The sequence below is a fragment of the Kocuria sabuli genome, assembly GCF_040981185.1.
Classification (GTDB): domain Bacteria; phylum Actinomycetota; class Actinomycetes; order Actinomycetales; family Micrococcaceae; genus Kocuria; species Kocuria sabuli.
This window is the reverse complement of sequence record NZ_JAVHZE010000003.1, coordinates 92,490-110,397: the sequence shown is the minus strand read 5'-3', so window position 1 is coordinate 110,397 and position 17,908 is coordinate 92,490. Positions and strand designations below refer to the sequence as shown.

Here is a 17,908-nt window from a genome sequence, read left to right as displayed (position 1 = left end):
CCGGGTGCCCGCCGGGCTCCTACACTGCGGTCATGGTCCAGACGCTGATCTTCGGGATCGTCGCCTCCAGCGCCCTGGTCATCGGGGCCCTGGTGGGGGTGCGCTTCGAGCTGCCCAAGCGCGTCCTCGCCGTCCTGCTGTCCTTCGCGGCCGGGGCGCTGATCACCGCGCTGGCCTTCGAGCTGTTCGAGGACGCCTACGAGCGCGGCGGCCTCGTGCTGGCCGTGGTCGGGCTGTTCGCGGGCGCCGTGGTCTTCACGGCGCTCAGCGCCCTGCTCGACCGCTGGGCGCAGCCCGGCCCCCGCGCCGAGGAGGCCGAGAAGGAGGAGGGCAGCGCCAAGCTGGACACCGATGCCGCCGCGGACGAGAGGGCGCCGACGTCCGCCTCCGCCGGAGGGGCCGCGGGCCTGGCGCTGCTGGCCGCCGTCACCCTCGACGGCGTGCCCGAGAACGTGGCGCTCGGCGTCTCGCTCACGGAGGGCACCGGCGGACTGGCGCTGCTCGCGGCGATCTTCGTGTCCAACCTGCCCGAGTCCCTGGTGGGGGCGGCCTCGATGCGTGAGCAGGGCATGTCAAAGGGCAAGGCCGTCCTGCTCTGGACGGTCTGTGGTGTGCTCCTGGTGGCGGCCGTGCTGATCGGCGCCGGACCGCTGGCCGGCAGCGACCCCGAGACGATCTCCCTGCCGCTGGCCTTCGCCGCCGGCGCCGTGATCGCGTCCCTGGCCGACACCCTCATGCCCGAGGCCTACGAGAACGGCGGCCCGGCGGTGGCGCTGAGCACCACGGCGGGCTTCGCGCTGTCCTTCGCGCTGTCGCTGGCCTGAGCGTTCAGCACCGTTCCTCGCGCCGGGAGTCTGCAGCGTGTCCCCCTGTTCGTTCGTGCGCCCTCCGTGACAGAGTCGTCTCGTGAGCACCGAGGAGAAGCGCATCGCGCTGCTGATCGACGCCGACAACGCGCCGGCGGCCAAGATCGACGTGGTCCTGGCCGAGGTGGCCCGCCACGGGGCCGCCAACGTGCGCCGGGCCTACGGCGACTGGAAGAGTCCGCGCCTGCAGCAGTGGGAGGCGGTGCTGCACGCGTACGCGATCCGGCCGATCCAGCAGTTCGCCTACAGCACCGGCAAGAACGCCTCCGACATGGCCATGGTGATCGACGCCATGGACCTTCTCTACGCCGGATCGGTGGACGGGTTCGCGATCGTCTCCAGTGACGCCGACTTCACCCCGCTGGTGATGCGCATCCTCACCGACGGGCACAAGGTCTACGGATTCGGCCAGCGGCAGACACCGGAGCCGTTCATCAACGCCTGCTCCCAGTTCACCTATGTGGAGAGCCTGGGGGAGCCCGCCGCCGAGGCACCGGGTGAGGCCCCCCTGGCGACGCCCCAGCAGGCGCTGCGCGGGGACGCCCGGCTGGTCAGGATGCTGCGGGGCGCGGTGGACGCCGCCAGCGGCGACGACGGCTGGGCGCACCTCGGGGCGGTCGGTCAGCAGATCGGCAACCAGGCGTCCTTCGACTCGCGCAACTACGGGTACCGCAAGCTCAGCGACCTCATCGAGGCCACGGGCCTCTTCGACGTCCGGCGGCAGAATCCGGGCGTGCAGGTGCGGGACAGCCGCCGCAGGTGACCGCGCACGGGGTTCACCCAGGACGGCAAGCCGGCGTGGGTCCACTACCAGCCCACCCAGCACCGAGTCCCCAGTCCGAGCTTCGAGTCCCCAGTCCGGTGGCAGATCCCCAGCGCGGATCGTGGGGATCTGCCACCGGACTGGGGACTCGGCGCGTGGGGGTGCCGTGGGCGGAGGAGCCGGCGCTCGGGAGGGCCTGCTAGAAGGCCGGCGGGTCGTCCAGGTCGCGCACCGAGAAGGTGTCGCACTGGTCGAGGTCGCCGGTGCGGTACCCGGCGTAGAACCACAGCTGCCGCTGGCGGGAGGTGCCGTGCGTGAACGCCTCCGGGTTCACCCGGCCCTGCGTGGTGGCCTGGATGCGGTCGTCGCCGATGACCTCGGCCGCGTCGAGCGCCTGCTCGAGCTGCTCGGGTGTAATCTCATCCAGGTCGACCGTCCCCGAGGTGTCGCCGGAGGCGCCGCGCGCCCAGAGCCCGGCGAAGCAGTCGGCCTGCAGCTCGACCCGCACGGCCCCGGACTCCGGTCCCTGCGGGTCCTGCTGGGCGTAGCCCAGGGTGCCGATCTGGTGCTGGATGTGGTGGCCGAACTCGTGGGCGAGCACGTACTCCTCGGCCAGCGGCCCGCCCTCCGCGCCGAACTGGGACTGCAGCTCGTCGAAGAACCCTACGTCGAGCCACACGGTCCGGTCGGCGGGGCAGTAGAAGGGACCCACCGCCGCCGACGCGGTCCCGCAGGCGGTCGAGTCCCGGCCCCGGTACAGCTCCAGGCCGGGCAGCACGTAGCGCTCCCCGGCGGCCTGCGGCAGGTAGGCCTCCCAGAACTGGTCGAGGCTCTGGGCGGTCGCGATCATCCGGCAGTCGCTGTAGCGGTTGGCGTCCGCCCCGGTCTCGCAGTGCGCGAACTGCTCCTGCCCGGAGGCGGCGCCCCCGGCGTCCTGGCCGTCGCCGATGAGGGCGTCGATGCCGTCCTGGCCGAAGAACAGACCGACGACCAGCAGCAGCAGCGTGCCGCCGATCCCGCCGCCCACGGCGACGCCACGGCCGCCGCCACCGCCGCCGACCCGCCCGGGGTCCAGCTGGGAGTCGTTGCTGAAAGTCATGGGGAAAGCATAAGGGCACTGATGGTCGTGCGGCGGCGCTCAGTCGAAGCCGCGGGCCGCCAGGGCCTGGCCGGTGCGCTCGGCGTAGGCCACCGTGGAGATCACGGCGGGCGTGACCAGCAGCACCGGGTTGGGCCGCAGGCCGCGGGCGCGCACGGCGTCCCGCAGCTCGCCCACGGCGCCGACGATGAACGGGATCGAGCGCAGCATCAGGGAGATCGCGAGGCCGATCCGCTCGGGGTCCGCACCGACGAGCCGCACCGGGGTGCACAGCCGGACGACGCCGTCGAGCAGCACGGCCAGGGGGGTGGTGTGCATCAGCACGCGGGTCAGCACGAGGAACACCACGATGGTGCCCACGACGTCGGCCGCCTGCCCCGGCCCGGCGGTGAGCACGTGGTAGACGGCCAGGAGCACCAGCACGGGCAGCGCGGGGGCCAGGCCGCGCCACCACTCGCGGGCGCCGACCCCGGCTGCCGTGCCTGCCGCCAGGAGGGCGGCGGTCAGCACGGCGGGCACCGGCCACGCCGGGGCGAGCACCACGACCACGGTCACGACGACGATGCCCGCGCCCTTGCCCCACAGCGGCGCCCGGTGCAGCAGGCTCGTACCGGGGGAGTAGCTGCCGAACAGGTCCGGGCCCCGGCTCACGGAGCGCGCTCCTGCGGGAAGCCGTCCGCGCACCAGCGCTCGTAGGCGGGCAGGACCTGCCCGGGGCGGCCGTCCGCCACCAGCCGTCCCTCGTGCAGGACCAGGACGCGGGGCGCGGTCGCCGCGAGTCCGAGGTCGTGCGTGGCGAGCAGCAACTGGTGCGGGAGCCCGTCGAGCAGCTCGATCATCCGCCCCCGGTTGCGCAGGTCGAGCAGGGTCGTGGGCTCGTCGAGCACGAGGACGTCCGGCTCCACGGCCAGCACGGCCGCGAGGGCCGCGAGCTGGCGCTCCCCGCCGGAGAGGTCGTAGATGCTGTGCTCGGCGCGGTGGGCGATCCCGACGCGCTCGAGCAGCTGCAGCGCCGCCGTCCGTCGTCGGGCCCGGGGGAGGCCGGCCCCGCGCAGGGACAGCTCGACGTCCTCCACGGGGGTGGGCATCACCAGTTGGGACAGTGGGTCGGTGAAGACGAAGCCCACCCGCCGGCGGGCGCCGCGCACGTCCCGGGCCACGTCCGTGCCGTGCACGGTGACGGTGCCCGAGGAGGGGCGGGCGAGCCCGTTGAACAGGCGCAGGAACGTGGACTTGCCGGACCCGTTGAGTCCCACGACGGCGGTTCGCCGCCCGCTCAGGGTCACGTCGATGCCGTCCAGCAGGGTCAGGTCACCGGAGGCGGTGGGGGCCGTGACGGTGACGCCCGTGCACACGAGGGCCGGGGCCCCGGGGGAGCCGGGCACGGGTCAGCGCGTGCCCGCGATCCGGGGGAACGCCTTGTGCACGCCCACGGCGATGACCGCGGCGAGCACGCACTTCACGAGGTCGCCGGGCCAGAAGACGAGGTCGGCCAGAAAGGCGTCCTGGAACGGCAGCCGGGCGTTGAGCACCAGGCCGATGATCCCGCCGATCCGGATCACGACGAAGCCGGCGAGGGTCGCGAGCAGCAGCCGGAGCGTGTAGGTGCCGGTGCGCGCATAGCGGGCGTTCGTCGCGCCGCCGTCGTTGGCCCGGCGGGCCGGGATCAGCCACTGTGCCAGGTAGCCCGCGGCGGCCGCCGCGAACGGGAAGGCCAGGATGTAGCCGGCGGAGGGGCCGGCGAGCACGCCCAGGCCGCCGCGGAAGCCGGCGAAGACGGGCACGCCGATCAGCCCGACCAGGACGTAGAGCGCCACCGCCAGCAGACCGCGGGTCCCGCCCAGGACCAGGCCCGTGAGGAACACGGCGAGGGTCTGCAGGGTCAGCGGCACCCCCGCCGCGCCCAGCGGGATGCCGGGCAGGACGGACAGGGCGGCGGTGAGGGCCGCGAAGACGGCGATGTTCGCGAGGTCCTCGGCGGTGACGGATCGGCGGCGTTCGGTGTTGTTGCTCATGGGGGCCAGCCTAGGGCCTGTCCACGGGATCAGAGGGACGCCGACGTGTCCGGGTGCCCGCCGAGGGGCTCAGCGCTGATCGGCCCCCGGCAGCACGCCGCCGTCCCCGGCGCTGTCCGGGCCGACGACCGACAGGGTGCCGTCGGCCTCCAGGACGACGGCCCCGGCCTCCTGCAGCGAGCCCAGGCCGTGCTTGCGCACCGCGCCCCCCAGCTCCTTCTCCGTGATCCGCGCCCGGCGCAGGGCGTGGTGCAGCACCTCGCCGCGGTGGAGCAGCAGGGTCGGTTCGGCAGTCACCAGCCGGTTGAACCGGCGCGAGTGCACCTGCAGGGTGGCGACGACGTGCTGCAGGACGATCAGCAGCGCGAACGCGGCGACGGCCTCCAGCAGCGGCACGTCGCGTGCGGTGAGGATGCGGCCGAAGGACGCTCCGACCGCCACGGTGATGACGAAGTCGAAGCTGTTCATCTGGGCCAGGGTGCGCTTGCCGGAGACCCGCAGCAGCAGGACCAGCGCCGTGTAGCCGAGGGTGCCGACCACCAGGATCCGGGCGACCGGCTCCCACCCGTCGAAGAAGAAGTTCACCATGAGGGGGCCTCCTGCTGCCGGGCCGTGAGGCGGTCCGGCAGGGCTGGTCAGGACCGGTCGTCGTCGCCCTGCCGGGCGGCGTCGCGCTCCGTGGCTCCGAGCCGGCCGCCGAAGGCCTGCTGGTAGCGCATCCGCTGGTACTTCCAGCGCTCGGACATCGTGGCCTTGGCGTCCACGCGGTCTCCGGGGTTCACTGGGTCCGGACCGAGCACGGGGTCGTCGCCGATCTGGTAGCCGTTGCTCCAGATCTGGATCACGGCCCACGCGACGGCGGTGTACGGCACGGCCAGGATGGCGCCGAAGATTCCGCCGACCAGGGTGCCCACGGTCAGGGCGAGCAGCACCATGAGCGCGTGCAGGCTGAGCGTGCGGCCCATGATCACGGGCTGCAGGATGTTGCCCTCGATCTGGTTCACGAGCACGATGATGCCCACGACGATCAGAGCCTCCGTGGGACCGTTCGTCACCAGGGCGACGAGGGCCGCGATGACGCCGGCGAGGGTTGCGCCGACCACCGGGATGAAGGCGGTGACGAACACCAGCACGGCCAGCGGCAGGGCCAGCGGGACGCCCACGATCACCAGGCCCACACCGATGAAGACGGCGTCGATGAGCGCGACGAAGGCGGTGCCGCGGACGTAGCCGCCCAGCACCTGAGCGCCGCGGTCGATGGACTCGGCGAGCTTGGCCCGGCGCTCCCCGCGGAACCAGCGCAGCGTGAAGTTCCACATCTTCTCCGCGTCCTTGAGGAAGAAGAAGAGGATGACGATCATCAGGACGAGCCCGGTGACGAAGGTCGCCGCCGCGGAGAGCCCGCTGAGGGCGCTGCCGGCGAAGCTGCCGCTGGTGACGAACTCGGTGCCCTGGCGCACGGCGGCGTCGACGCTGGCCGTGTCGACCGGCAGCGGCGTGGACTCGACCAGGCGGCGCAGCTCGTTCCAGCCCTCCGACGCCTGCGCGGTGAGGGTCTCCCACTGGCTGATGACCGTGAGCACGATGCCCGTGATCACGCCGCCGAGCAGCAGCAGGATGCCGAGGAACGCCGCGAGGGTGGCCAGCAGGTTCGACCAGCCCTTGCGCTCGAGCCACTTCACGACCGGTCCCACGGCCGAGGCGAGGATCAGGGCGACCATGGCCGCGATGACCACGACCTTGACCTGCAGCAGGACCCAGACGAGGCCGACCACCACGGTGGCCACGAGCAGCGTCTGGGCGGCCCGGGAGCCGGCCCGGCCGAGCGAGTCCGCCCACGGTCCGACGGCGGGGGCCAGGGCCTGGGTCGTCTCGTCGAGGCCGGCGGGTTCGGTCCCGGGGCCCGCGGCGGGGATCGTGCTCGTTCCGGGGTCGGCCTTCCCGCCGAGGACGCTCTCGGCGAGCAGCGGGGCGCTCGACGAGCCGCCGCCGGGGCTGCGGGGTGGTTGTTCCGGGCGGGACGACGTGGCCATGCGGGGCTCCTCGGGGAAGGCTGCGGTCGGGGGTGCGGTCGTGCGACGACGACGGCGCTCGCCCCAACCATAAGGCGGCTGTCGGAAGGGTGTCCACCGGCCGGGGCCGCCCCGGGACCGGTGCCGTGCCCGTCAGGACCGGCCGTCGACCTCGAACACGGCGGTGAGGACGTGCCGGCGGCGGGCGGCGACGTCGTGCATGAGCGCCGGCGCGTCGTCGAAGCCCACGACGTCGCTGATCAGGTGCTCCCGGAACTCCCCGGGGTGGGCGTCCAGCAGCCGGATCGTCTCCGCGGAGAGCCGGGCGCGGTCCCAGGTGTGGGCGAGGCCGCGGGGCACCCGCCCGATCTGCGCGCACCGCAGGCTCAGCCCGTTGTGGTGGAACTCCTCGCCCAGCCGCACCGCGTCGGCGCCCTCGGTGTAGAACGCCAGGTCGACGACGCTGCCCTGGGGCCGGGCGGCCCGCAGCGCCGCGTGCAGCGCCCCGGCCTTGCCGCGGCACTGGAACACCACGTCCGCCCCGTGCTCGCCCGGGCCGTGGCGCCAGCGGGTCTTGAGCACCCGTCCCGGGTCGTCGTCGAGGTCCAGGGGGAGGAAGCCCAGGCGCTCCGCGACCGCCCGCCGGCGCGGGTCGGCGTCGGCCACGGCCACCTCACGGGCGCCCAGGGCGCGGGCGAACAGGGCGGTGACCAGGCCCACCGGGCCGGCTCCGGTGACCAGGACGAGCCGTCCGGCCACGCCGTCGCCCAGACCGCTCACCGGCCCGGCGTCGGCGGCCGCGTGGAGCAGGCCGTTGGCGCAGATGGGGCCGAAGTGGGCCACGAACACCCCCAGCAGCGGATCGAGCCCGGCGGGCAGCGGCACCAGGTGCTCGGTCAGCGGGTCGGCCACGTGGGCGGTGGCGTGGCCGTAGGCCGCCGCGAGGACGTCGCCGGCCCGGAAGGCGGGGGTGCGGGACTCGGCCACCCGGGCGACCTCCATGTAGCCCAGCCGGCGCACGGGGTAGCCCTGCTCCGCGACGCCACGGCGGAACAGGCCCAGCTCGGTGTCGTGCCGGGAGTGCAGCCCGGGGTGGTCCCCCTTGACGAAGGCCAGCTCCGTGCCCGCCGACAGACCGGTGACCAGCGTCTCCAGGAGCAGCCCGCCCTCCGGGACCGCCGGCAGCATCTCCTGGGCGATCTCGACCCGGCCCCGGGCGGGGACCACGAGGTTCCGCCGCGCGCTCATCGGGCGTCCTCCGGTCCGGCGTCCACCAGCCCGACGGGCCGGCCCGTCCGGGCGGACCGGGCGATGGCGCAGGCGAGCCGGTGCGTGCGCAGCGCCTCGCCGTAGGGCGCGCGGGTGGACCCGCGCTCGCCGCGCACGGCCTCGAGGAACTCCCGGTCCACCGTGACCTTCGGGTCCTCAGCCGGGGCGTGCTCGGTGCGCTCGGCCGGCCAGAAGGCCGTGAGCCGTCCGTCCTCGGCCAGTTCCAGGACCAGCCCCCGGCTGACGGTGTGCAGGGCGGCGCGGTGCTTGACGGCCAGCGCGGAGGTCGCCGCGAGGGTCGCCACGGACCCGGAGCGGAAGCGCACGGTGGCGGCGGTGGCGTCGTCGACGTCGTCCTCGTCCGGCGCGGTGCCGTCCGGGGTGCCGCGGACCCCGGCGGCGTAGACCTCGACCGCCTCGCCCAGCAGGAACCGGGCCATGTCCAGCACGTGCGTGAGCTGCTCGACGACCTGCCCGCCCGAGCGGTCCGTCCGGCCCCACCAGGGCACCGGCGGGCGCTTGTCGAGCCAGTAGCCGTTGGCCAGCAGCGGCGGGGCCTCCGCGAGCAGGTCCCGGGCCAGCACGGCGGTGTCGAGGCAGCGCCAGTGGTAGCCCGTGCCCGTGACGACCCCGGTCTCCTCGACCCGCCGCCCGATCTGCTCGGCGACGTCCAGGCCGAGCCCCACGGGCTTCTCCACGAACAGCGCCTTGCCGCGCTCCAGCGCGGCGAGCTCCGCGGGGCCGTGGGCGAACGGGGGCACGCAGACGTAGACGGCGTCGGCCTCGGCCGCGTCGAGGGCCCGGGCCGGGTCGGTGAAGGCCGGGACCTCGAGCTCGGCGGCGAGGGCCTCGGCCGCGGGCCGGTGGGCGTCGGTCACGCTGACCACGCGGGTCCCGCCCAGCCCGTGCAGCACGTCGAGGTGGCGCCGGGCCACGGAGCCGGCTCCGACGAGGGCGATCCTGAGCGTCATGCGGGGTTCTCCTCCAGCAGCCGGTGGTACAGGTCCAGGTAGCGCCGGGCCATGCCGGCCGGGGTCCACTGCTCGGCGGCCTCCCGGCAGGCCTCCGGGTCCAGGGCGTCCAGCTCGTGCAGGTGCCGGACGAGGTCGTCCTCCTCCGCGGCCAGGAAGCCGGTCCGCCCGTGCTCCACGAGCGAGGGCAGCACCCCGCGGGGCGTCCCGACCACGGGCACGCCCCGGGCCAGGGCCTCGACGACGCCGGTGGCGCCGGGCTCGGCCCAGCGGATGGGGGTCAGCAGGGCCCGCGACGAGCGCAGCAGCCGTTCCTTGCGCTCGCCGGCCACCCCGCCCACCCATGTCACCGACGTGCCGTCGACCAGGGGCCGCACCTCGTCGAGCCAGTAGCGGACGTCGGGGTGGGCGCGCAGGGCCTCGTCGCCGTCGGCGAGCCGGCGCTCGAGCTCCTCCGGGTCGTCGATGCCGGCGACGGGGCCGGCCAGGACGAGCGGGACCCCGGCGCGCCGGCAGACGCGGGCGGCCACGTCCTGGGCCTTGTCGGCGGTGATCCGGGCCAGCACCAGGACGTGCTCGCCCGGTGCCGCCTCGACGTCGAGCGGCGGGGGCGCGGCCAGCGGGACGACGCCCAGGGTCTGCCGCCGCAGGTTGGCCGGCGCCCGGTCGAGCTGCGAGGCGGAGACCGCGGCGAAGCGCACGCGCCCGCGGCCGTCGAAGCCGGAGTAGAACTCGGGGTGCTTGCGCAGGTCCCAGTGCAGGGTCTGCAGGGTCGGCGGGGCGGGCGGGCCCATGGCGCCCAGCACGGACGGGCCCACGACCTCCAGGTGGTCGTGCACCAGGTCCCACCGCCCACCGTCCCGCAGGGCGTCCACCAGGCCCTGCATGTGGGCGTGGGCGATGCCCGAGACCCGGTTGTAGGGCATCGCGATGGAACGGAACGCCGGCTCCGGCAGCACCCGCAGGTGCTCGTCCGCCTCGAGGGTGCTGGGCCCCACGGTGGCCAGCGTGACGTGGACCCCCGCCCGCCGCAGCTCCGGCACGAGGGTGGCGACCACCGTCTCGATCCCGCCGTAGCCGGCCGGGGGCACGGGCAGCCACGGGCCCGCGTTGACGAGCACCCGCAGCCCGCTCATGCGACGCGGCCGGCCGGCTGGGCCCGGTACTCGGGGACCTGCGCCATGGGCGGGCGCTCGAGGACGCCGATGTCGTGGGTCTCGGAGAGGAACCGCTCCCCCTGGCGCAGGAACTGCGTCAGCTGCCCGCCGCCGGCCACCGGGGAATCGCAGCGCAGGCGGGCCTGGACCGTCAGCTGGATCTGGGCGGCCATCCGCGCCAGGGCGGCGTCCGAGGAGTTGCGGTGCGAGCGCACGCCCAGGTCCACCTGGGCCATGGCGTCCAGGCCCACGAGCTCGAGGACGTCGATCAGCATCGCGATCTCCACCCCGTACCCGGAGACGAAGGGCACGCGTTCCAGCAGGGACCGGCGCCCGGCGTACTCCCCGGCCAGGGGCTGGACGAGACCGGACAGCTGGGGCCAGAACAGGTTGAGCAGCGGCCGCGCCACGAGCTCGGTGACCCGGCCGCCCCCGGCCGGCAGGATCGTGGCGCCGTCGTGCAGGGGGCGGTCGTAGCAGCTCTTGACGAACTGCACCCCCGGTTCGGCGAGCAGCGGCCCCAGCAGACCCACCGCGAACTGCGTGTCGAACTCCCGCAGGTCGGCGTCGACGAAGGCCAGCACGTCGCCGCTGGTCACGGCCAGGGACTTCCACAGCGCCTCGCCCTTGCCCGGGACGTTGCCGTGGGCCGGCAGGATCTCGGCCTGACGGTGGACCTGGGCCCCCGCCGCCGCTGCGACCGCGCCCGTGCCGTCCGTCGAGTCGGAGTCGATGACGACCAGCTCGTCGATCAGGGGGACGTCCTCCATGAGCTCGCGCCGCAGCGCGGCGACGATCTGTCCCACGGTCGCCGCCTCGTCGCGGGCGGGCAGCACCACGCTGACCCTGGTCCCGCGCTTCCGCTGCAGGAGCTGCTCCGGGGACCACTGCGTGCCGTGGTAGCTGCGGGTGGCGAACCACTCCTGGACGTCCTGTTGCATGGCGCTCGCTTCCGACGGTTCTGGGCAATCGCAGAACGGATGCTGGTCCGAGCCGGACATTACAGAGCGATGTCTCCGCGCGGAAGATGCGGGACGGGGACACCGGGTGAATGTTTCGTGCGGTCCGTCGCGCTCGCCGGGCGCGCGGGACCTGGCCGGGGCGCCGGGCCTGCGCCATCATGGGAACGAGCCGGGTCCCGCCCGGAGTTCCGTGACGAGAGGTGCCGATGAACCAGCCGAGGACGACTCCGGGACAGGACCGACGACGCCTGGTGCTGTGGCGTCACGGGAGGACCTCCTGGAACGTCCAGGACCGGGCCCAGGGCCAGGCCGACATCCCCCTCGACCCCGTGGGCCGGCGCCAGGCCCGGCGGGCAGCGCCCGCCCTCGCCTCGTTCGATCCCGCGTTCATCTGGTCCAGCGACCTGGACCGCGCGCACGCCACGGCCCGCGAACTGGCCGCCCTGACCGGTCTCGAGGTGCGCCTCGACGCCCGCCTGCGCGAGTACCACGTGGGCATCCGCCAGGGGACCACCTTCGCGGAGTTCCGCGACAGCCACCCCGAGATCTACGAGCGGTTCTTCACCCAGGAGGACTACCGGGTGCCCGGCGCCGAGCTCCCCTCCGAGGTCGACGAGCGGATGGCGGCCGTGCTCCACGACGCCGCGGCCGCGCTGGACGCGGGCCGCACCGGCGTGCTCGTCGGCCACGGCGCGGCCCTGCGCAGCGGGGTGCTGGCCTTCCTGGGGGTCCCGCCCCGGCTGCGCGACATGTTCGCCGGGATGGCCAACTGCGCGTGGACCGTGCTCCAGGAGCACCCGCACCGCGGCTGGCAGGTCGCGGACTACAACGCCCGCACCCTGCCGGGTGAGTCCTCGGCGCTCGCCGACGAGATGCCGGTCCACCACGTGAGCAAGAACGCGGACCCGGCCGGCTGAACGGGGTGCCGCCGGCGGAGGGGGACCGGTAGGATGGATTGGTTGCCCGTCCGGGCGCATCCTGCCGCCCCGCAGTCCCTGCCGAAAGGTCTCCTCCGTGATCACTGTCCAGAACCTCGAACTGCGTGCCGGTGCCCGGCTGCTCATGGACGAGGTCAACTTCCGGGTGGACAAGGGGGACAAGATCGGTCTCGTCGGCCGCAACGGCGCCGGCAAGACGACGATGACCAAGGTCCTCGCGGGGGAGACCCTGCCGGCGGGCGGGTCGGTCACGCGCACCGGGGCGATCGGCTACCTCCCCCAGGACCCCAAGGTCGAGGACATGGAGCAGCTCGCCCGGGACCGGATCCTCTCCGCCCGCAACCTCGCGGGCGTCGTCGCCCGGCTGCGCGCGGCCGAGCAGGACATGGCCTCGGAGGACGAGGCGGTGCGGAACAAGGCCATGCGCGGCTACGACCGGCTCGAGTCGGAGTTCCTCGCCGGCGGCGGCTACGCGGCGGAGTCCGAGGCCGCCACGATCACGTCCAACCTGGACCTGCCGGAGCGCATCCTCGGCCAGCCGCTGCGCACCCTCTCCGGCGGTCAGCGACGCCGCGTGGAGCTGGCCCGGATCCTGTTCTCGGACGCCGACATCATGCTCCTCGACGAGCCCACCAACCACCTCGACGCCGACTCCGTGGTGTGGCTGCGGGACTTCCTGAAGAACTTCCAGGGCGGACTGCTGGTGATCTCCCACGACGTGGAGCTGATGGAGATGGTGGTCAACAAGGTCCTGTACCTGGACGCCAACCGCTGCGTCATCGACCTGTACAACATGGGCTGGAAGAACTACCTGCTCCAGCGCGAGCAGGACGCGCACCGCCGCAAGCGCGAGTACGCCAACGCGGAGAAGAAGGCCACCGCGCTGATGGACCAGGCGAACAAGATGCGCGCCAAGGCCAGCAAGGCCGTGGCCGCCCAGCAGATGATCAAGCGCGCCGAGCGGCTCATGAATGGCCTGGAGGGCGAGCGCCAGGCGGACAAGGTCGCGAACATCCGCTTCCCCAAGCCCGCCGACTGCGGCAAGACCCCGCTGACCGCCCGGGACCTGTCCAAGTCCTACGGCTCGCTCGAGATCTTCAACGACGTGGACCTGGCCATCGACCGGGGCTCCCGGGTGGTCATCCTCGGCTTCAACGGCGCCGGCAAGACCACGCTGCTGCGGATGCTGGCGGGCGAGGCCCAGCCGGACACCGGTGAGGTGGTCCCCGGGCACGGGCTCAAGCTCGGCTACTTCGCCCAGGAGCACGACACCCTGGACCCCGACCGGACGGTGCTGGAGAACATGCGCTCCGCCGCCCCCGACCTCGCCGACACGGAGGTCCGCAACGTCCTGGGCTCGTTCCTGTTCCAGGGCGACGACGTCTCCAAGCCCGCCGGGGTGCTCTCCGGCGGTGAGAAGACCCGCCTGGCGCTGGCGACGCTCGTGGCCTCCTCGGCCAACGTGCTGCTGCTCGACGAGCCCACCAACAACCTGGACCCGGCCTCCCGCCGCGAGATCCTCAACGCGCTGCGCACCTACGAGGGCGCGGTCGTGCTCGTCTCCCACGACGAGGGCGCCGTGGAGGCCCTGGACCCCGAGCGCGTGGTGATCCTGCCCGACGGCACCGAGGACCTGTGGAGCCAGGAGTACCAGGACCTCATCTCCCTGGCATGACCAGGAGGCCGAGGGCCGCGCCGATCCCGGCGTCACCGACCCCGGAGCGCGGGCCCGCGGAGAACTCCCTCCCGGACCGGATCCGCACGGACCTGCGCCGGCACGACCTGGAGCACGTGCAGGAGCGGGTGCTGCAGTGGTCGCTGTCGGAGCAGGTCGACCTCATGGAGCGGCTCCCGCCCCGGGACCGCGCCGTGGTGTTCCGGCTCCTGCCGCGCTCGGCCGCGTTCCAGGCCTTCGTCCGCCTCGACGCCTCGCTGCAGAGCGAGCTGCTCACGGCACTGCGCACGGACGAGGTGCAGGGCCTCGTCGCCGAGCTCGACCCGGACGACCGGGTCCGCCTCCTCGACGAGCTGCCGGCACCGGTGGTCCGTGCCCTGCTCTCCGAGCTGTCCCCGCAGGACCAGGACACCACCGGGGTCGTCATGGGGTACCCGGCCGGGTCCGTCGGCCGGCGGATGAGCCCCGAGTTCGTCGCCCTCGGCCTGGACACGACCGTGGCGGACGCCCTGGCGGCCGTGCGCGAGCGGATCGACGACGCGGAGACCGTGTACGCCCTGCCGGTCGTGGACCAGGACCAGCGCGTGGCCGGCGTCGTGGGGTTGAGGCGGCTCCTGGCGACCGACGGGGACGTCCCCGTCGCCGAGATCGCCCGGGAAGCCGTGACGGTGGGCGCGCAGACCCCCGCCGAGGAGGCGGCCCGGCGGTGCGCGAAGGAGAAGCTGCTGGCCCTGCCCGTGCTCGACGGCACCGGGAGGGTCGTGGGCATCCTGACCTTCGACGACGCCCTGGACATCCTCGAGGAGGCGGAGACCGAGGACGTGGCCCGCTCGGCCGGCGCCGAGCCGCTGCGCCGCCCGTACCTCGCCACGCCGGTGCCCTCCGTCTTCCGCGCCCGCGTCGTGTGGCTGCTCGTCCTGGCCGTCGGGGCGAGCCTGACCGTGCGCGTGCTCGAGGTCTTCGAGTCCACCCTGGAGCAGATGGTGGTGCTGAGCGTGTTCGTGCCGCTGCTGATCGGCACGGGCGGCAACACGGGCAACCAGGCCGCGACCACCGTGACCCGCGCTCTGGCACTGGGGGACGTGCGGGTCCGGGACGTCGGCCGCGTGGCGCTGCGCGAGGTCCGGATCGGCGCGCTGCTGGGCTCCACCCTGGGCGCCGTGGGCTTCGCCGGGGTGGGCGTGATCTACGGCTGGGACGTCGGGGCGGTGATCGGGCTCACCCTGCTGGCAGTGTGCGTGCTCGCCGCCACGGTCGGCGGGGTCATGCCGATGGCCGCCCGTGCCCTGAAGGTCGATCCTGCGGTGTTCTCCAACCCGTTCATCACCACGTTCGTGGACGCCTCGGGCCTCGTGGTGTACTTCCTCATCGCCAGGGCCGTGCTCGGGCTCTGACGGGGCGGCCGGGAGGCGGCACCGCCGGCTACCGTCCGTGGTGCTCGAGCCGGCCGCCGTCCTCGAGGGCGTCCAGCAGGGCGTCCTCCTCGTCCTCCCACGTCGGGCGGTGGCGCCGGCGCTGCGGCTTCGGGCGCATCAGGGACTTCAGGTGGGCCGGCATGTCGTCGGCCATCTCCAGCTGCCGGACGACGAGCTCCTCGTCGCCCTCGCCCACGTAGTTGCCGTCCTCGTCGTAGAACCGGGAGAGGCGGCGCTCCATCTCCGCGGCGTACTGGCGGTCCCACTCGTCGTTGCGGGCCTGCTGCCGGGCGGCGTAGCCGTAGGCCACGAAGAACAGGGCGGCGAACGCGTACCACTGCAGGGAGTAGGACAAATGCGGGCCGGAGTCGATCTCGGGCTCGGGCGCGGGCGCCGGCGCCCCGGACGGGGCCGGGTCCTCGGCGAAGACCTCGGCGTAGGCGGCTGTGCCGATCGGCAGACCCCAGCGCTCCTGCAGCTCCTCGAGCTCGATCGTGGCGATCTGGCCCTCCGGGGCGCCGCGGTCCACGGCCGGCTCCCCGGGCCGCAGCCGCGCGGTGACGGTCACCTCCCCGGCGGGCGGCTCCGGGACCTCGTCCGGCATCCCGTTGGCCGCCGAGCCCGTGGGGATCCAGCCGCGGTCCAGGACGACGACGTCCCCGCCCTCCGTGCGGAACGGGACGAGCACCTCGTAGCCCACCCGCCCGTTCTGGGGCCGGTTGCGGACGAGGACCTGGTCCCCGGGCAGGTACTCGCCGGTCAGTTCCACCGGGTGCCAGGTGAGCCGCTCGTCGTGGGCGGCGAACTGCGCACTCGCCTCGTCCCCGGTCAGGGGCTCGGCCCGGTAGTTCTGCGTGACCTTGGTGTTCTCCCCGACCAGGTGGTCGTTGCGGTCCATCTGCCAGCCGCCCAGGTACAGGGAGAGCGCCGCGGCGGCGCACGCGAGCAGGAACCAGCCGATCCACGTGCCGCTGAGCAGGAAGCGGTAGCCGCTCACGGCCGGTCCTTCCCGGCGTGGCCGAGCGGAACGGTGTCCTTCCAGAAGCCGCGGGCGCCGAGGAACTGCTCGAGGTCCCCGCGGTGCTCGGGGCACGCGAGCCAGATCTTGCGGCGCTCCGGGGTGTGGATGCGCGGATTGTTCCAGCGGATCTGCCACGCGGCGTCGGCGCGGCAGCCCCGGCGGGAGCACTGCGGGGTGTCGGGCCCGGCCGGCGGAGCGTCGGATCCGTGCGGGGACAGCGATCCGAGCAGGTCGAACTCCACGGCGGTCGTGCTCCTCAGGGTCTGCGGTCGAGGTCCCGGGACGGCCCGCGGCGGGCTCAGGCCGCGCCGCGGCGCCGGGAGGTGTCGTCCTCGACAGTAGCGGAGGAAGCCGGGTCCCCGCTGGGAGCGGCCGTGCTCCCGGCCCCGGTCCGCCCGGTCCCGGGGTCCTCCGCGTCGTCGTCCGCGTGGCCGGCGACGAACTCGCCCTCCAGCACGAAGCCGATCGCGAGCGGCTCCGCCGGCCGACCCGGCTCGGGTGCGGCCGCCAGCGCCGGGGCGGACGGCGGCTCGTAGTAGTGGCTGGTCCGCGTGGAGCGGTCGTTGCTGTTCGCCAGCAGGACCGCCATCCACGGCAGCACGGCCACACCAAGGATCGCGACACCGCGGACCCAGATGTTGTCCACCGCGACGAAGACGATCAGGCACAGGATCCGCAGGCCCATCTGGACGCTGTAGACCTTCATCCGGTGGCTCATGTCCTGCGTGTGCGCCCCGGCCGTGGCGGTGATGGAGTGGACGTCGTCCTGACCGGCGGTCTCGCCGGTCGTCAGATAGCGGTTGCTCATGGTCCTCCCAACAGACATCTCATTCTCTCACCGGGGTCCGACATCGGGCAGACCCCTCCAGGGGCTACCGGGCGGTCGCCCCGGCCGACCGGTAGGATCGGAGGGATCCTCCTCGGGACCCGCCTCCGGCGCGGACGGCGGTGCCCGGCGACCTCCGACCGAAAGGCCCCATTCCCCATGGCAGACGAGCAGCGCAGCCCGGCCCCCCGCACCGTCCTCGTGACCGGCGGCAACCGCGGGATCGGGAGGGCCATCGCGCAGGCGTTCCAGGACGGCGGTGACAACGTGGCCGTCACCTACCGCTCCGGCGAGGCCCCCGAGGGCTTCTTCGCAGTGCAGGCCGACGTGACCGACGCGGCGTCGATCGACGCGGCGTACAAGGCGGTCGAGGCCGAGTTCGGCCCCGTCGAGGTCGTCGTCGCCAACGCCGGGATCACCCGCGACACCCTGCTGCTGCGGATGAAGGAGCAGGACTTCCAGGACGTCGTGGACACGAACCTCACGGGGGCCTTCCGCGTGGTCCAGCGCGCCGCCAAGGGCTTCATGCGGCTCAAGCGGGGCCGCGTGGTGCTGATCTCCTCGGTGGTGGGCCTCTACGGCTCGCCCGGGCAGGTCAACTACGCCGCGTCCAAGGCCGGGCTGGTCGGCATGGCCCGCTCGATCACCCGCGAGCTGGGCGGGCGCAACGTCACCGCCAACGTCGTGGCCCCCGGGTTCATCAACACCGAGATGACCGCGGCGCTGCCCGAGGACACCCAGCAGAACTACCGCGCCTCCATCCCCGCCGGCCGGTTCGCCGAGCCGGAGGAGGTCGCCGCCGTCGTGCGCTGGATCGCGTCCGACGAGGCCAAGTACATCTCCGGCGCCGTCATCCCCGTGGACGGCGGCCTGGGCATGGGCCACTGAGCCCCGCCGCACCCGTTCCCCGCACGTTCCA

At 73.8% G+C, this 17,908-nt stretch carries 19 protein-coding genes; 6 read left to right on the top strand and 13 right to left on the bottom strand.

Features of this window, described 5'->3' with window-relative positions; genetic code table 11:
• The first annotated feature begins 32 nt into the window (after positions 1-32).
• Together RE027_RS04500 and RE027_RS04495 are read left to right on the top strand one after the other, a co-directional pair.
• Entirely contained in the window at positions 33-824 is a 792-nt protein-coding gene (locus RE027_RS04500; protein WP_368807053.1) for a ZIP family metal transporter, read from the top strand.
• An 82-nt stretch (positions 825-906) separates the two neighbouring features.
• Positions 907-1,629, top strand: coding sequence for an NYN domain-containing protein (locus RE027_RS04495; protein ID WP_368807052.1), 723 nt, complete (start codon positions 907-909; stop codon positions 1,627-1,629).
• Between the two features lie 199 nt (positions 1,630-1,828).
• Here RE027_RS04495 and ypfJ read toward each other — a convergent pair whose 3' ends face one another.
• The 10 genes from ypfJ to RE027_RS04445 form a co-directional block, all read right to left on the bottom strand.
• A complete protein-coding gene (ypfJ, locus tag RE027_RS04490; protein WP_368807051.1) occupies positions 1,829-2,728 on the bottom strand; it encodes a KPN_02809 family neutral zinc metallopeptidase in 900 nt (299 codons plus the stop codon).
• Positions 2,729-2,767: 39 nt separating this feature from the next.
• Entirely contained in the window at positions 2,768-3,379 is a 612-nt protein-coding gene (locus RE027_RS04485; protein WP_368807050.1) for an energy-coupling factor transporter transmembrane component T family protein, read from the bottom strand.
• Positions 3,376-4,113 carry an energy-coupling factor ABC transporter ATP-binding protein gene (locus RE027_RS04480; protein WP_368807049.1) on the bottom strand — a complete coding sequence of 246 codons (738 nt, stop codon included), beginning with the start codon at positions 4,111-4,113 and terminating at the stop codon, positions 3,376-3,378. Before RE027_RS04480 ends, RE027_RS04485 begins: the two co-directional genes overlap by 4 nt.
• A gap of 3 nt (positions 4,114-4,116) precedes the next feature.
• On the bottom strand, positions 4,117-4,743 hold the full coding sequence (locus RE027_RS04475) for a biotin transporter BioY (RefSeq protein WP_368807048.1): 627 nt from the start codon (positions 4,741-4,743) through the stop codon (positions 4,117-4,119).
• 69 nt (positions 4,744-4,812) lie between these two features.
• A complete protein-coding gene (locus RE027_RS04470; RefSeq protein WP_368807047.1) occupies positions 4,813-5,331 on the bottom strand; it encodes a DUF421 domain-containing protein in 519 nt (172 codons plus the stop codon).
• Positions 5,332-5,378: 47 nt separating this feature from the next.
• On the bottom strand, positions 5,379-6,776 hold the full coding sequence (locus tag RE027_RS04465) for an AI-2E family transporter (RefSeq protein ID WP_368807046.1): 1,398 nt from the start codon (positions 6,774-6,776) through the stop codon (positions 5,379-5,381).
• Positions 6,777-6,908: 132 nt separating this feature from the next.
• The gene (locus RE027_RS04460) at positions 6,909-8,003 is read right to left on the bottom strand and encodes a zinc-dependent alcohol dehydrogenase (protein WP_368807045.1); all 1,095 of its coding nucleotides are present in this window, start codon (positions 8,001-8,003) and stop codon (positions 6,909-6,911) included.
• Complete coding sequence (locus RE027_RS04455) at positions 8,000-8,995, bottom strand: Gfo/Idh/MocA family protein (protein ID WP_368807044.1); 996 nt, start codon at positions 8,993-8,995, stop codon at positions 8,000-8,002. Before RE027_RS04455 ends, RE027_RS04460 begins: the two co-directional genes overlap by 4 nt.
• Positions 8,992-10,131 carry a glycosyltransferase gene (locus RE027_RS04450; protein WP_368807043.1) on the bottom strand — a complete coding sequence of 380 codons (1,140 nt, stop codon included), beginning with the start codon at positions 10,129-10,131 and terminating at the stop codon, positions 8,992-8,994. The genes RE027_RS04455 and RE027_RS04450 overlap by 4 nt, the downstream gene beginning before the upstream one ends.
• Positions 10,128-11,093 (bottom strand): glucosyl-3-phosphoglycerate synthase, encoded by a 966-nt coding sequence (locus RE027_RS04445; protein WP_368807042.1) that lies wholly within the window; start codon positions 11,091-11,093, stop codon positions 10,128-10,130. Before RE027_RS04445 ends, RE027_RS04450 begins: the two co-directional genes overlap by 4 nt.
• A gap of 227 nt (positions 11,094-11,320) precedes the next feature.
• Here RE027_RS04445 and RE027_RS04440 point away from each other — a divergent pair, with 227 nt between their 5' ends.
• From RE027_RS04440 to mgtE, 3 genes are all read left to right on the top strand, one after another.
• The gene (locus tag RE027_RS04440) at positions 11,321-12,031 is read left to right on the top strand and encodes a histidine phosphatase family protein (protein WP_368807041.1); all 711 of its coding nucleotides are present in this window, start codon (positions 11,321-11,323) and stop codon (positions 12,029-12,031) included.
• A 97-nt stretch (positions 12,032-12,128) separates the two neighbouring features.
• Positions 12,129-13,727: a ribosomal protection-like ABC-F family protein gene (abc-f, locus tag RE027_RS04435; RefSeq protein WP_368807040.1), complete on the top strand. Its 1,599-nt coding sequence runs from the start codon at positions 12,129-12,131 to the stop codon at positions 13,725-13,727.
• Positions 13,724-15,121, top strand: a complete 1,398-nt coding sequence (mgtE, locus tag RE027_RS04430) for a magnesium transporter (protein ID WP_368807039.1) — start codon at positions 13,724-13,726, stop codon at positions 15,119-15,121. Before abc-f ends, mgtE begins: the two co-directional genes overlap by 4 nt.
• A gap of 28 nt (positions 15,122-15,149) precedes the next feature.
• On the opposite strand, the gene RE027_RS04425 is transcribed toward mgtE, so the two are convergent.
• From RE027_RS04425 to RE027_RS04415, 3 genes are read right to left on the bottom strand one after another with little or no spacing between them, the layout of a single operon-like run.
• A complete protein-coding gene (locus tag RE027_RS04425; RefSeq protein WP_368807038.1) occupies positions 15,150-16,139 on the bottom strand; it encodes an SURF1 family cytochrome oxidase biogenesis protein in 990 nt (329 codons plus the stop codon).
• Positions 16,136-16,405, bottom strand: a complete 270-nt coding sequence (locus RE027_RS04420) for a hypothetical protein (RefSeq protein ID WP_368807037.1) — start codon at positions 16,403-16,405, stop codon at positions 16,136-16,138. Before RE027_RS04420 ends, RE027_RS04425 begins: the two co-directional genes overlap by 4 nt.
• 56 nt (positions 16,406-16,461) lie before the next feature.
• Positions 16,462-16,971, bottom strand: a complete 510-nt coding sequence (locus tag RE027_RS04415) for a DUF3099 domain-containing protein (RefSeq protein ID WP_368807036.1) — start codon at positions 16,969-16,971, stop codon at positions 16,462-16,464.
• A gap of 177 nt (positions 16,972-17,148) precedes the next feature.
• Here RE027_RS04415 and RE027_RS04410 point away from each other — a divergent pair, with 177 nt between their 5' ends.
• Positions 17,149-17,877 (top strand): beta-ketoacyl-ACP reductase, encoded by a 729-nt coding sequence (locus RE027_RS04410; RefSeq protein ID WP_368807035.1) that lies wholly within the window; start codon positions 17,149-17,151, stop codon positions 17,875-17,877.
• Positions 17,878-17,908: the final 31 nt, after the last annotated feature.